At 68.3% G+C, this 13,024-nt stretch carries 13 protein-coding genes; 10 read left to right on the plus strand and 3 right to left on the minus strand.

What is annotated here, in order from left to right; all coding sequences use genetic code 11:
* Positions 1-9: 9 nt before the first annotated feature.
* Together ACNUDN_RS04265 and ACNUDN_RS04270 are read left to right on the plus strand one after the other, a co-directional pair.
* A complete protein-coding gene (locus ACNUDN_RS04265) occupies positions 10-984 on the plus strand; it encodes a 2-hydroxyacid dehydrogenase (protein ID WP_419120789.1) in 975 nt (324 codons plus the stop codon).
* 310 nt (positions 985-1,294) lie between these two features.
* On the plus strand, positions 1,295-2,830 hold the full coding sequence (locus tag ACNUDN_RS04270) for an alkaline phosphatase D family protein (RefSeq protein WP_419120790.1): 1,536 nt from the start codon (positions 1,295-1,297) through the stop codon (positions 2,828-2,830).
* A gap of 9 nt (positions 2,831-2,839) precedes the next feature.
* On the opposite strand, the gene ACNUDN_RS04275 is transcribed toward ACNUDN_RS04270, so the two are convergent.
* Complete coding sequence (locus ACNUDN_RS04275; RefSeq protein ID WP_419120791.1) at positions 2,840-3,319, minus strand: hypothetical protein; 480 nt, start codon at positions 3,317-3,319, stop codon at positions 2,840-2,842.
* Between the two features lie 227 nt (positions 3,320-3,546).
* Between ACNUDN_RS04275 and stpK7 the strand changes: the two genes are divergently transcribed.
* From stpK7 to ACNUDN_RS04295, 4 genes are all read left to right on the plus strand, one after another.
* Positions 3,547-5,301, plus strand: a complete 1,755-nt coding sequence (gene stpK7 / locus ACNUDN_RS04280; protein WP_419120792.1) for a serine/threonine protein kinase StpK7 — start codon at positions 3,547-3,549, stop codon at positions 5,299-5,301.
* Between the two features lie 86 nt (positions 5,302-5,387).
* Complete coding sequence (locus ACNUDN_RS04285; protein ID WP_419120793.1) at positions 5,388-5,939, plus strand: CsbD family protein; 552 nt, start codon at positions 5,388-5,390, stop codon at positions 5,937-5,939.
* Between the two features lie 40 nt (positions 5,940-5,979).
* Entirely contained in the window at positions 5,980-6,657 is a 678-nt protein-coding gene (locus ACNUDN_RS04290) for an IF2 family translation initiation factor (RefSeq protein WP_419120794.1), read from the plus strand.
* Positions 6,654-6,893 carry a DUF6480 family protein gene (locus ACNUDN_RS04295; protein ID WP_419120795.1) on the plus strand — a complete coding sequence of 80 codons (240 nt, stop codon included), beginning with the start codon at positions 6,654-6,656 and terminating at the stop codon, positions 6,891-6,893. The genes ACNUDN_RS04290 and ACNUDN_RS04295 overlap by 4 nt, the downstream gene beginning before the upstream one ends.
* On the opposite strand, the gene ACNUDN_RS04300 is transcribed toward ACNUDN_RS04295, so the two are convergent.
* Entirely contained in the window at positions 6,890-7,330 is a 441-nt protein-coding gene (locus ACNUDN_RS04300; RefSeq protein ID WP_419120796.1) for an ATP-binding protein, read from the minus strand. The genes ACNUDN_RS04295 and ACNUDN_RS04300 overlap by 4 nt on opposite strands.
* Positions 7,331-7,476: 146 nt before the next feature.
* On the opposite strand from ACNUDN_RS04300, the gene ACNUDN_RS04305 reads away from it, so the two are divergent.
* From ACNUDN_RS04305 to ACNUDN_RS04320, 4 genes are all read left to right on the plus strand, one after another.
* Positions 7,477-8,820 carry a cytochrome P450 gene (locus ACNUDN_RS04305; protein ID WP_419120797.1) on the plus strand — a complete coding sequence of 448 codons (1,344 nt, stop codon included), beginning with the start codon at positions 7,477-7,479 and terminating at the stop codon, positions 8,818-8,820.
* Positions 8,821-9,104: 284 nt separating this feature from the next.
* Positions 9,105-9,593 carry a DUF5994 family protein gene (locus ACNUDN_RS04310; protein WP_419120799.1) on the plus strand — a complete coding sequence of 163 codons (489 nt, stop codon included), beginning with the start codon at positions 9,105-9,107 and terminating at the stop codon, positions 9,591-9,593.
* 197 nt (positions 9,594-9,790) lie between these two features.
* Positions 9,791-9,994, plus strand: coding sequence for a cold-shock protein (locus ACNUDN_RS04315; protein WP_419120800.1), 204 nt, complete (start codon positions 9,791-9,793; stop codon positions 9,992-9,994).
* Between the two features lie 145 nt (positions 9,995-10,139).
* The gene (locus ACNUDN_RS04320) at positions 10,140-11,225 is read left to right on the plus strand and encodes a fatty acid desaturase family protein (RefSeq protein ID WP_419125015.1); all 1,086 of its coding nucleotides are present in this window, start codon (positions 10,140-10,142) and stop codon (positions 11,223-11,225) included.
* A gap of 1 nt (position 11,226) precedes the next feature.
* On the opposite strand, the gene ACNUDN_RS04325 is transcribed toward ACNUDN_RS04320, so the two are convergent.
* Positions 11,227-12,861 (minus strand): fatty acyl-AMP ligase, encoded by a 1,635-nt coding sequence (locus ACNUDN_RS04325; protein ID WP_419120801.1) that lies wholly within the window; start codon positions 12,859-12,861, stop codon positions 11,227-11,229.
* Between the last annotated feature and the right edge of the window lie 163 nt (positions 12,862-13,024).

Here is a 13,024-nt window from a genome sequence, read left to right on the forward strand (position 1 = left end):
TGGGACGGTATGAGCCCCGAGGCGAATCGCTCCGTCCTGCAGGTCGGCCCGCTGATGCCGTCGCTGTCGCGCACCCTGGCCGACGACTATGCGGCCTGGCAGCTACCCACCGAATCCGCCGACCGCACCGCATTTTTGGCCGAGCACGGCGCACACATCACCGCGGCGGTGACGTCGGGGCGCACCGATGTCGATGCGGCGTTGATGGACGCGCTGCCCAATCTGGGCGCGGTGGTCAACTTCGGCGTCGGCTACGACAACATCGATGTGGCCGCCGCGACGGAGCGGGGCGTCGCGGTGAGCAACACCCCGGACGTGCTGACCGATTGCGTGGCCGATACGGCCGTGGGGTTGGTGATCGACACGCTGCGGCAATTCTCGGCCGCCGACCGCTATGTGCGCGCCGGACGCTGGCCGGTCGACGGCATGTACCCGCTGACCCGACAGGTCAGCAACTCGAACGTCGGCATCATCGGCCTGGGCCGGATTGGTTCCGCAATCGCTCTGCGGCTCAAAGCATTCGGATGCACAATCAGCTACCACAACCGCCACCAGGTGCCGGATACGCCCTACACCTACGCGGCGTCCCCGGTGCAGCTGGCCGCTTCGGTGGACGTGCTCGTGGTGGCCGCAGCCGGCGGCGACAGCACTCGCGGGTTGGTGAGCCGCGAGGTGCTCGACGCACTGGGCCCGCACGGCTACCTGATCAACATCGCCCGCGGCAGTGTCGTCGACCAGGACGCATTGGTCTCGGCGCTGGTCCAGGGTCGGCTCGCCGGTGCCGGTCTGGACGTCTTCGCCGACGAGCCACAGGTGCCCCCGGCGCTGTTCGCGCTCGACACCGTGGTGCTGCTGCCGCACGTGGGAAGCGGCACGGTGCAGACCCGCGCGGCGATGGCAGCTCTGACGCTACGCAACCTTGACGAGTTCCTGGCAACGGGCGAACTGGTGACGCCGGTGCCGCTGCCTGCGGCGGCGAACTAGGTCCGAACCGACTCAACGCCGCACGTTGCATCCAGCTGCAACGTTGTGGCAGTGCCCACCGCCACTGCCGCCGCAGGTGCCACAGTGGCACCGGCAACCCTGGTTCTTCAGCTTCTCGGAGATCTCATGGTCGTCCTTGCCCATCACATGCTCCTTTCCGAATATGTCGAGGCTAGGCCGTTGACGACCACCGCGTTCGGGATTTGCGATCTCGGTCGTTCATGACGAGTTCTCGTGACGGCATGACTGTGTCGGGACACCCGACGCCCGCGCGTCACCGGCTCGACAGATCGCTTTCCGACACTTCGCCGTGTCGCCGAACCTCAGCCGTCGCGCCGTCCTCAAGGGTGCGGTCGGCCTCGCCACCGTCCCGCTGCTCGGGTTCACCGCCGAACCTCGACGTGGCGTCGTCGCCACCGATCCGTTCACCCTCGGGGTGGCCTCCGGGGAGCCGAGCCCCGACGGGGTGGTGATCTGGACCCGGTTGGCACCGCGGCCGCTGGCCGATGACGGACTGGGCGGCATGCCGGCGCGCGTCGTGGACGTGGAGTGGGAGATCGCCGACGACGAGACCTTCACCCGGATCGCTCGGCGAGGGGTGGTCACGGCGATACCCGAGTCGGCGCACAGCGTGCACGTCGAAGTCGCCGGGTTGCGGCCCGGCGGCGAGTACTTCTATCGGTTCCGGGCCGAGGGCTATCTCTCGCCTGCGGGCCGGACCCGGACCGCGCCGGCAACCGACGCGCTGGCGTCGCCGCTGACGATGTGTTTCGCCTCGTGCTCGAACTTCGAGCAGGGCTGGTTCACCGCCTACCGGCGGCTCGCCGAGGAGCAACCGGATCTTGTTCTGCACCTTGGTGATTACCAATACGAGTACGCGGCCCGTGCCGGCGCGGTGCGCACCCACATCGGCCCCGAGACGGTGAGCCTGGCCGGCTACCGGCAGCGCTACGCGCAATACAAGACCGACGCGGATCTGCAGGCTGCGCATGCCGCGGCGCCCTGGCTGGTGGTGTTCGACGACCATGAACTGGACAACAACTGGGCCGGTGAGGTGCCGGAGGAGCCCCAGCCCGACTTTCCGGCCCGGCGCGCGGCCGCTCTGCAGGCCTACTACGAGAACATGCCGCTGCGCTCGTCGGCCCGGCCCCGCGGCATCGACATGCAGCTGTATCGGCGCATCCAATGGGGCGCGCTGGCGACGTTCCACATGCTCGACACCCGCCAGTACCGATCCGATCAGGCCTGCGGCGACACGTACCGCAGCGACTGCCCGCAGCGCCACGACCCGCTGCGCACATTGACCGGCCCCGCGCAGGAACAATGGCTGCTCAACGGTTTTCGGCAGTCGAGAGCCCGGTGGGATCTACTCGGCCAACAGGTGTTCTTCAGTCAGCTCGACCTCACGCCGGGCCCGGAACGCGGATTCAACCCCGACGCATGGGACGGCTACGTCGCCAGCCGCGACCGGATCACCGCGGGGATGGTGAACTCGCCGGTGCGCAACGCGGTGGTGCTGACCGGTGACGTGCACGCGCATTGGGCCGCCGAGGTCTACGAGCGCGCCGGCGACCCGCTGTCCCGCAGGGTGGCAACGGAATTGGTGACCACGTCGATCTCGTCGGGAGGGGACGGCTCGGACACCCGCGCCGACGTCGAGGCCGTTCTCCCGGAGAACCCCGCCGTCCGGTACTTCAGCAATCGCCGTGGCTACGTGCGCACTCGGATCTCCGCCGCGGAGATGCGCGCCGACTTCCGGACGGTCCCGTTCGTCACCCGCCCGGGCGCGCCGGTGCAGACGGGTGCGTCGTTCACCGTTCCCGACGGTCTGCCCCGTCTGCTGTGAGCGTCGGCGTCAGGTGCTCGCCGTCAGCTTGATGGCGGCGATCCCGAGCCGGTCCACCGCGTCCTCCCATTCCGGGAGAGTGGGCAGCCGGCCGTCCCGGAATCGCAGACCCAGCTGTCGCTGACCTTTCTTCGGACCGTAGGAGGTGGCGACCCGCTCACAGATGTGGGCGACGGCCGCCCGGTCGGTGATCAGTTCGCCTCGCATGGTGCGGGTGCTGCCCAGGTGGGAGACCTGCGCGTCGGCGCCACCCGCGAAATTGTGCTTCCACGGGGCTTCGAGCACCACGTACAGCTCACCCTCGAGCCGGTGCGCGCTGACCGGCGTGGAGTACTGCTTACCGGACTTTCGCCCGGTGAAGCCGACGAGCATGAAATCGCCGAGGAATCGGCCCAGCGGGGTCCGCAGCGCGGCGCGCAACGTCGGGTTGACCACGCGCAGCAGAGTGTCCGGGGGATGAGCGGCATCGACGAACGGCTGATCAGTCATGCCACCACGGTATTCGGCGGGACGAGCAGCGCCGCTGAACATGTCGGAATCGACGCGACGTGGTAAGAATGCTGCACCCTGCGAAGTACGCCGTCGCGTCGTCTGAACCGGACCGCCCGAAACGGGCAAACCGGCCTCAACGCAATTGACGAGCGTCCGGGCGGCCCCGGCAAACATGAGGTAGCTTCTATCGCGATACCGATTGGCCGCAGCCGAGGAGAGCACCGGTGAATGCGACACCATTCGGGCACTATCGGCTTCAAAAGCTGATCGGCCGGGGCGGGATGGGCGAGGTCTACCAGGCCTACGACACCAAGACCGACCGTGTCGTCGCACTGAAGGTCCTGCCGCACAGCATGGCTACCGATGAGACCTTCCAGGCCCGGTTCCGGCGCGAGTCCCAGGCCGCCGCCGGCATCAACGATCCCCACGTCGTGCCCATCCACGGCTACGGCGAGATCGACGGCCGTCTCTACCTGGACATGCGCCTGATCGAGGGGCGCAACCTCGGCACCATGCTGCAGGAGACGGAGAAACCGCTCGGGGCGGCGTTCGCCGTCACGGTCGTCGAGCAGGTCGCCAACGGACTGGACAGCGCGCACCGGCTCGGTCTGATCCACCGCGACATCAAACCGTCCAACATCCTGATCACCGGACGGGACTTCGTCTACCTGATCGATTTCGGACTGGCCCGCACCGCAGGCGAGAAGGGCCTGACCACCGCCGGCAGCACTTTGGGCACGCTGGCCTACATGGCGCCGGAGCGCTTCGAGGGCGGTGAGGTCGACGCCCGCTCCGACATCTACGCGCTGACCTGTGTGCTCTATGAATGTCTCACCGGCGCAAGGCCTTACCCGGCGGAGAGCCTGGAGCAGCAGATCGCCGGGCATATGGTGTCGCCGATTCCGCGTCCCTCCGACGTGGATCCGCGACTGGCGGCCTTCGACGAGGTCATCGCCAAGGGCATGGCGAAGAAGCCCGCCCAGCGTTACCAGTCGGCCGGTGAACTCGCCCAGGCCGCCAAGCGGGCGCTCAACGCCCCGGCCCGCCGCACCGGCAGCAGCTCACGCCACGCTGCCCGGCCCGAACGTGCCACGCCGCGCAAGGGGCTGATCGTGGCCGGCGCCGGGGTGCTGGTCGCCGCGCTGGTTCTGGTCGGGATCTGGGTGTGGGCGCCGTGGCGGGACCGCGGGCCGGGACTGCCCGAGGGGGCTGTCGACGCCATCGCGGCGACCGTGCCCGCCGACATCCGGGACACCGGCCGCCTCGTCATCGGCGTGAACGTCCCCTATGCACCGATGGAGTTCAAGAATGCCGACGGTCAACTCGTCGGGTTCGACATCGAACTGATGAGCGCGGTCTCGCGGGTACTGGGCCTGGTGCCCGACTACCGCGACACCGCTTTCGACGAAATCCTGCCCGCGGTGGTCGACGGCACCTTCGACGTCGGGATGTCGGCGGTCACCGACACCAAGGAGCGCGAAGAGCTCGTCGACTTCGTGACCTATCTGCAGGCCGGTACGCAGTGGGCCCGCCGCCCCGGCACCGCGCTCGGCCCGGCAGCCGCTTGCGGGCTCAAAGTCGGTGTGGCAGAAGGAACTCTGCAGGAGACCAAGGAGCTGCCCGCCAAAAGCGACCAGTGCACGGCGGCGGGAATGGCTCCGATCGAGATGGTGGTGTTCAAGAACCAGGACGAGGTCACCACCGCGCTGATCAAAGGTGAGGTGGACGCGATGTCCGCCGATTCCCCGGTGACGGGCTTCGCGATCAAACTCAGCCGGGGGGATCTGGTCCCTGCCGGGGATGTGTTCGACTCGGCGCCGTACGGATGGCCGGTCGCGAAGGGGTCGGGGTTGGCGGAGTCGCTGCGGCTGGCATTGGAGCACCTGATGGAGTCCGGTGAGTACCGGGCCATCGCCACGATGTGGGGTGTCGAGCGCGGGATGATCGACAAACCGGTCGTCAACGGCGCCACCAAGTGATGCGCGACGTGATGCGCGACACCCCCGTGTAAACGTCTCCCGGGCGGGTACGTCGGCAGTTCACGACGATTCCTGAGGAGACGCCGATGAGCGACGACAAAGCCGCCCAGACTCGAAAGAGCTTCGCGGAGACGGTGAAGGGCAAGGCCAAAGAGCTGGCCGGCGCCGTCACCGGCAACGATTCGCTGACCGCCGAGGGGCAGCTGGAGCAGACCGAGGCCAAGAAGCGCCGCGAGGCCAGCCGGGTCGAGGCCGAGGCCGACGCCACGGCGGCGCAGGCCCGTGAACAGGCCCGGGAGGCCGAACTCGAAGGTGCGCAGCAGCGGGCCGCGGCCGAGGTGCGCGCGGCCACCGCGGAAAGCGCGGTGCGCGGCGAGCAGGCCGCCCAGCGGCAGACCGTCGAGCAGGCCGGTCAGCGTGATGTGGCCGAGGCCCGCACCGCGTTCGAGTCCGAGGTCGAACGCGAGGTGCAGCGCGCGACCGAAGACCGACGCGAACAGGTCGCCGAGGCTGCCGAGGAGTACCACGAGGCCGCTGCCGGCTATCAGCAGGCCGCCGAGGAAGCCGTGCAGACCAAGGCCCAGGCCGAACGGCTCCGCCGCCGCGCCGAGGGCAGCGACGACCCCGGCCGGCCCTGAGCGCAGATGACCCCCCAGCAGACATCCAGAGGAGTTGACGATGAGGATCACCGACATCCCGTTCGCCGTGCTGCGATTCCAGTACCGGCTGGCTCGTGTGCCGTTGCAGCTGTTCGAGGACCGGGTGATGGGCCCGGTCGACAGCGAGGCGCCGGCCCGGCTGTTCTACGAACGCACCATCGGCGCTGTCGACGCCACCGCCGGAGGCTTGCTGCGTGACAGCGACCTGGAGGAGCGGGGCATCACCCGCCTCGAGAAGGCCGCCGCGCTCGTCGAGGCCGCCCGCCTCGACGAGGTCGCCGAGCAGCAGCAGCACCAGGCCGCCGACGAGTTGCGGCGCAAACGTGAAGAGGCCGCGACCGCGCCGCAGCAGGCCGGTCAGGAAGCCCGCCGTCGGGTGCAGAACGCGCAGGAGAAGGCGGACAAGCGCACGCAGGACGTCGCACAGAGCGTCGCCAACCGGACCGCGCAGGCCAAGCAGGACGTCGACGAGGCGGCCGGTCAGAAGGTGCAGGCCGCCGAGAAGGCCAAACGCAACGCACAGGACCGCAGCCGGGCGGCGGAGAAGGTGGTGACGTCGGCCGCCGATCGGGAGCTGCAGGACGCGGCGGCCAAGCGCAGCGCCGCGACGGGTGCGCGGGCTCATGCCGACCGGCTGGAGGACCTCAGCGCCGCCGAGAAAGATCAGCGCCGAGCTGCCCGTCAGGACGGACTGTGACCGCACTTCCGCCTGACCCGGATCCGGCGAACACCCCCGGCCAGGAGCCGTCCGGGGGTGTTCCGCCCGGTGAGACGCCGCCGGACTCGGCCCAGACCAGCGCCACGGCCAACCCAGATCCGGCCGCGGGCCGCAATCTGACGCCGCGGGCCGTCATCACCTTTGTCGCGGTGGCGATCTTCGTGGCGTTGTTCGCCGCGACGGCGATCTATCTGATCGTCGACATTCTCGGCTAGATCCCCGCGCCGCAGCGATAGTCCAGGCACACCGTGGTGCCGTCGCGACGTCCGCTGATGGTGCAGTGGTCGGTGAGCGCGTGCATCAACGCCACCCCGCGGCCTCGCGGGTCGTTGGGTCGCGGCGCGCTCGGCGGACGCCAGCTGCCGTGGTCGGTGACGCACACGCTCAGGGACTGGGTGGCCGGCTCGAAATCGGCGCGGACAGTCATCGGCCCCGCTGCGGGGTGATCGGTGTAGGCGTGGTCGACGCAGTTGGCCAGCGCTTCGTTGACGGCCATCAGGATGTCGTTGCGTTGCACATCGGGCACCCCGCGGTCGCTCAGCCATTCGCCGATCCGCCGGCGCAGGTGCGCGGCCTCGGTGGCCGTCGCCGCGCCGCTGACCGTCAGCTGTTGGGATGTGGCTGACGTCTGCGGTGCTGCGATAACAGTCATACTTTTCGGGCTACCCAGCCGTGCGCAAGATCAGTCAACGGATTTCGTGGGTTTCAGGACATTGCTATCGGTCTGCTACCGGGCTGCTACCGGACTGCGTCGAGAAACCCGCCGACGGCCATGGCGGCGCCTCCTAGGCTGGGGTGATGACGACGACGTCGTTGCCGCCCGGCCCGCCGTTGCCTGCGGCGTTGCAGGCCGGGCTGATGTTGGGCTGCGGTCCCCGCTTCGTCGCCGCGTGCCGACGCCGGTACGGGCCTGCGTTCACGCTGCGCGTGGCCTCGATGGGCACGCTGGTCTACCTGACCGACCCCGCCGACATCAAAACCGTCTTCGCCGGCGATCCGGACGTCTATCACGCCGGGGAAGCGAACTCGATGCTCAAGGGCCTGCTCGGGGACACCTCGGTGCTGGTGGTCGACGGCGAGCGGCACCGCCGCCGCCGGCGGCTGATGCTCGCGCCGTTCGCCCGGGACGCGGTGGCCGCGCAGACCCCCGTCATCGCGCGGATCGCCGCCGACAACATCGCCGGTTGGCCGGTCGGCAGGATTTTTCCGGCCGCCCCGAAGATGTCGCAGATCACCCTGGAGGTGATTCTGCGGACGGTGATCGGCGCCGGCGACCCGGCCCGGCTGGCCGCACTGCGCGAGGTGATGCCGAGGGTGCTCAGCGTCGGGCCGTGGGAGACGCTCGCGATCGCCAACCGCGATCTGCTGCGTCGTCGACCGTGGCGCACGGTCCGCGCAGCCATGGCCGAAGCAGACCGCCTGCTCTACGCCGAGATCGCCGACCGGCGCAGCGACCCGGATCTGGCCGCCCGCACCGACGCGTTGGCGATGCTGGTGCGTGCCGGCGAGATGTCCGACCGTGAGCTGCGGGATCAGCTGATGACCCTGCTGGTGGCCGGGCACGATACGACGGCGACCGGCTTGTCGTGGGCGCTGGAACGGCTGATCCGGCACCCGGAAGTGCTGGCCAAGGCCGTGCGGGCGGCCCACGAGGGCGACGACGACTACCTGGACGCGGTGGCCAGGGAGACGCTGCGCGCCCGGCCGGTGGTGTTCGACGTCGGCCGGGTGCTCACCCGCCCGGTCGAGTTGGCCGGTCACCGGCTGCCCGCCGGCGTCATGGTGATCCCCGGGCTGGTGGTGGTGCACGCCGATCCTCGGATCTATCCCGGTCCCGAGCGGTTCGACCCGGACCGGATGCTCGGCGCGACGCTGAGTCCGTCGTCGTATCTACCGTTCGGGGGCGGTAACCGACGCTGCCTGGGGGCGACGTTCGCGATGGTCGAGTTCACGGTGGTGCTGCGCGAGATCCTGCGCCGCGTCGAGCTGCAGACCACCACGGCGCGCGACGAGCGCAGGCGGCTCAAGCACGTGATCTTCGTGCCCCATCGGGGTGCGCAGATCCAGGTCAGGGCCCGGCGGGTGGTCGACGCGCCGGGCCCGGTCGCGGCGCCGAAGTGCCCGATCAGCGGGCCCGCGTGACGGGTGGGGTGTATCGTCGAGTTCAGGTTGAGTTCGCGGACAGTTGTTCCGCCGCCACGACGTGACAGGAACGTACTCGACCCGCGACGCGATCTTCTTCGCTCGCCCATTGTGCGGGGTTCGCCTCGTACCACCCAAGGACCTTTTTGTATGGACTCCTCTGAATTGTTCTCCCATCGACAGACCTCGCCCGCCGAACCGGTGCGCAACACGTCCGACGAGCAGGTGCAGAACCCCGTCTTCTCTGATCTACCGCAGAATGGATACTCCGAAAAGCGCTCTCGGTGAACGGGATTCCGCTCGCTCGGCGAGCGGCGAAGCCCATTCGTGTCACGTTGGCCAAGGAACTCGGCACCGGAATCGACGGCGCCTGGTGGCCGCATTCGGCGGCGATGGCCATGGAATTGCCGGATCTGGTCGGGGCACTGCACGCCCAACTCGGGGAGATCGTCGGTATCCGGGTCAACTGGTCGGCCACCGAAGGTCAGCTCGACCTTGAGACGATCGCCCACGCGGCACATCTGGCGCGTCCGGGTGAGCACCACCGCCGGCCGAGGCTGATGAATGTCGACGGGCGTACCGCATGCGCGAAACTTCTGGTGGTGCCGAGCATGACCTCGCAGGCGTTGGGCGCCATGGTGCTGCGCACCGCGGCCCGGCTGCCCACCTCCGGCGGGTCCGGCGACGGCCGTCTCTTTCAGACCGCGTGCGTGGTGATGCAGCTGGCCGAGGCCGAGAGCAAGAGCTGGGGCGAATTGGCAGACCGTGTCTGAAACTGCGGGGCCCGATGGGAGACGCGGAACACCGGCCTGCGGGTGTAGCGATCTCCAAAACCACACACGTGTGAAAACCTCTGCGGTGTAAGAACTTCGACCAGATTGGTGCGCGAGGGGCGGATTCTGCGGTCCGGCGTGATAGCCTGATCGAGGATGTCGGTCTGACATTCGTGCAAAGTGAGAGAAGAAAAAGTATGGCACAGGGAACTGTGAAATGGTTCAACGGCGATAAGGGCTTCGGCTTCATCGCTCCGGATGGCGGCGCACCTGATGTGTTCGTCCACTACTCGGAAATCAGCGGTAACGGATACCGCTCGCTCGACGAGAATCAGCGCGTCGAGTTTGAGGTGGAGCAAGGTTCCAAGGGGCCGCAAGCGGTCCGGGTGACCGCGGTCTAAACAGACTTCGAAATCCGTAGTGTGGGCTGGCAGGGCATCCCTGCCAGCCCACACTCTTTTCTTCAGCCAGGAAGGCTGTCATGAGCGATTCACAGACCACCTCCTCGACGCCGTCGAGCGAGGTCACACGCCAGCTGGGGGCGAACTGACCACCTCGGCCATCAGCGATGTCGCGGTCTTCTCGCACCTGACCGATGCGCAGGTCGACGAACTGGGCCGTGAACTCGACGAGATCCGCCGCCGGGTGGAGAACTCCCTCGGCGAGGCGGACGCCGCATACATCCGCCGCACGATCCGTTTCCAGCGGACTCTCGACGTACTCGCCCGACTGGTGATCGCGACGAGCAGACGCCGGACCGGCTGGGTTGTGGGGACGGCGATGCTGGCGTTCGCCAAGAGCGTCGAGAACATGGAGATCGGCCACAACGTCGGCCACGGCCAGTGGGACTGGATGAACGATCCCGAAATCCATTCGGCCACATGGGAATGGGACATGGTCGGGGTGTCCTCACAGTGGCGGTACTCGCACAACTACCGACACCACGTGTTCAACAACATCGTCGGGGTCGACGACGACCTCGGCTTCGGCATCATGCGGGTGACCCGGGATGTGCCGTGGAAGCCCGAACACCTGGCCCAGCCGTTCCGCAACATCCTGTTGGCGGTGATCTTCGAATGGGGGATCGGTCTGCACGGGGTGCATTCCGAACGGGACCGGCTGGTGGCGGACCCCGTCAAGGTGACCGCGGCCCGGATGGCCTTCGTGCGCAAGATCGGCCGACAGGCGTTGAAGGATTACGTCGTCCTGCCCGCCTTGAGCCTGACCCGTTGGCGCCGAACCCTGCTCGCCAACATCACGGCCAATTTGTTGCGCAATCTGTGGGCCTATGTGGTGATCTTCTGCGGTCATTTCCCGGACGGCGCCGAGAAGTTCACCGAAGACGTGCTGGAGACGGAGACCCGCGGGCAGTGGTATCTGCGCCAGATCCTGGGCTCGGCGAACTTCAACGCGGGCCCGGCGCTGGCATTTGCCAGCGGCAACCTGTGCTACCAGATCGAGCACCATCTGTTCCCCGACCTGCCGAGTAACCGCTACGCGCAGATCGCCGAACAGGTGCGGGAGGTGTGTGCCAGGTACCGTCTGCCTTACACCACGGGACCGCTTGCGCGCCAGTACTTTCAGGTGTGGTGCACGATCAACCGGCTTGCTCTTCCGGACCGGCAGAGCTGAGTCAGCTCACCAACGTCAGCGCGTGTCCGCGGCGCAGTTTGCCCGACGGTGTCTTCGGGATCATGCCGGGGGCGAGCACCACGACACTGCGGGGGCGGGCGTCGACCTCGGCGAAGACCTGGTGGGTGACCTCACGCTGGACGCGGCGCACCTCGGCGACGTCGTCGAAGTCCTTGCACTCCACCGCGACCGCGAAGGTCTCGCGGGAGTGTCCGGCGTCGAGGCGCACCGCCACCGCGCACCCCGGCCGGACGCCGGCGACGCGGCCGGCAGCGCGTTCGATGTCGGTCGGGTAGATGTTGCGGCCGGCCATGATGATGACGTCCTTGACCCGGCCGCAGACGACGACCTCGCCACCCTCGGTGACATACCCGAGATCGCCGGTGTCGTACCAGCCGCGAGCGTCCTGCGCGCCGATGAAGCCGGCGACGGTGGTGTAGCCGGAGGTCACCGCATCGCCCCGGACCTCCAGCACGCCGACCCCGCGGGCCGGAAGCTCGGCGCCGTCGGCGTCGACGACCCGCAACTCCAGGCCGTCCAGCGGTCGACCCAACGCCACCAGGCGTCGGGTGTGCCCCTTGTGCGCCGGGATCGCCCGGTGCAGCGCGGCGAGCATGTCTGCGTCCACCTCGTCGACGATCATCCCCGCGCCGCAGGGGGAGAAGGACACCGCGACGGTGGTCTCGGCCATGCCGTAGGCGGGGATGATCGCCTCGGGGTGCAGGCCGAAACGCGCACCGGCGTCGCACAGGTCCTCGACGTCGAGCGGGTCGACCTGCTCGGCGCCCGACAGGGCCCAGCGTAGCGAGGACAGGTCGAACTCCCCGGGCTCGGCCTGCCGCCGTAGCCGTTTGGCCAGCAGGTTGTAGGCGAAGTTCGGCGCCGCGGTCATGGTGCCCCGATACTTGTCGATCAGCCTGGGCCACAACAAGATATCGCGAAGAAAGTCCATCGGGGTGACCTTCACCAGAGCGGCGCCGTAGTACATGGGTACGGTCAGATAACCGGTCATCCCCATGTCGTGAAAACAGGGGAGCCAGCTCACGATCACGTCGGTGGCGATGTCGAATTCGCAACCGGCGGTCATCGCCTCGGCGTTGGCGACGATGTTGGCGTGGGTGATCTGCACAGCCTTGGGTGATCCGGTGGAGCCGGAGGTCAATTGCATCAGCGCGATGTCATCGTCGTTGCTGTCGACGGGGCCGACGGGTTCGTGGCCGAGTAGTTCGGCCACGGTCAGCACGGTCATCCCGCGTTCGGCCAGCACCGGGGCGGCGGTCAGGAACGGATCGGAGATCACCACCACCGTGGCCGCGAGCATGTCGATGACCGCCGCGGTTTCGGCGGCCCAGCGCAGCAGGTCGGTTCGGGGTGTGGGCTGGTGCAGCAGGGTGGCGCTGGCGCCGCGCATCCAGATTCCCTGGGCGGTCGGGGCGATCTCGACGGGGGCACCGGCGAGCACCGCGACGGCGTCACCGGGACCGACGCCGGCGCGGGACAGACCGCCGGCCACCCGGCCGGCACGGTGGTGCACCTCGGCCCAGGACTGCCGCACCGGAGCGTCGGGCTCCCCGGTGACAAAGGGCCGGGCGCTGCGCCGGGCGTTGTCGTACATCGTCTCGGTGAATCTGCTCATGACGACCCCTATGACTGAAGTCTGTGCAGGATGGCAGCCGCTGGAGTTCGACACTGCGGGAAGAGTGTGGCCTCCTCGGGTTCACCCCAGATGGGCCTCGGGCCGGGCGGTTCGAGGGTTGCAGTGGCTTCAATGTACAGGTGGCCGGACGTCTCGGCGGTAA

Origin of the sequence: Mycobacterium sp. smrl_JER01, from assembly GCF_048513595.2 — a bacterium.
Taxonomy (GTDB): domain Bacteria; phylum Actinomycetota; class Actinomycetes; order Mycobacteriales; family Mycobacteriaceae; genus Mycobacterium.

Coding starts and splice junctions, on each gene's coding strand:
- ACNUDN_RS04300 (WP_419120796.1), bottom strand. CDS start 7,330: ATGACTGTTATCGCAGCACCGCAGACGTCAGCCACATCCCAACAGCTG.
- ACNUDN_RS04315 (WP_419120800.1), top strand. CDS start 9,791: ATGGCACAGGGAACTGTGAAATGGTTCAACGGCGATAAGGGCTTCGGC.
- ACNUDN_RS04290 (WP_419120794.1), top strand. CDS start 5,980: ATGAGGATCACCGACATCCCGTTCGCCGTGCTGCGATTCCAGTACCGG.
- ACNUDN_RS04305 (WP_419120797.1), top strand. CDS start 7,477: ATGACGACGACGTCGTTGCCGCCCGGCCCGCCGTTGCCTGCGGCGTTG.
- ACNUDN_RS04275 (WP_419120791.1), bottom strand. CDS start 3,319: ATGACTGATCAGCCGTTCGTCGATGCCGCTCATCCCCCGGACACTCTG.
- ACNUDN_RS04265 (WP_419120789.1), top strand. CDS start 10: ATGAGCCCCGAGGCGAATCGCTCCGTCCTGCAGGTCGGCCCGCTGATG.
- ACNUDN_RS04325 (WP_419120801.1), bottom strand. CDS start 12,861: ATGAGCAGATTCACCGAGACGATGTACGACAACGCCCGGCGCAGCGCC.
- ACNUDN_RS04285 (WP_419120793.1), top strand. CDS start 5,388: ATGAGCGACGACAAAGCCGCCCAGACTCGAAAGAGCTTCGCGGAGACG.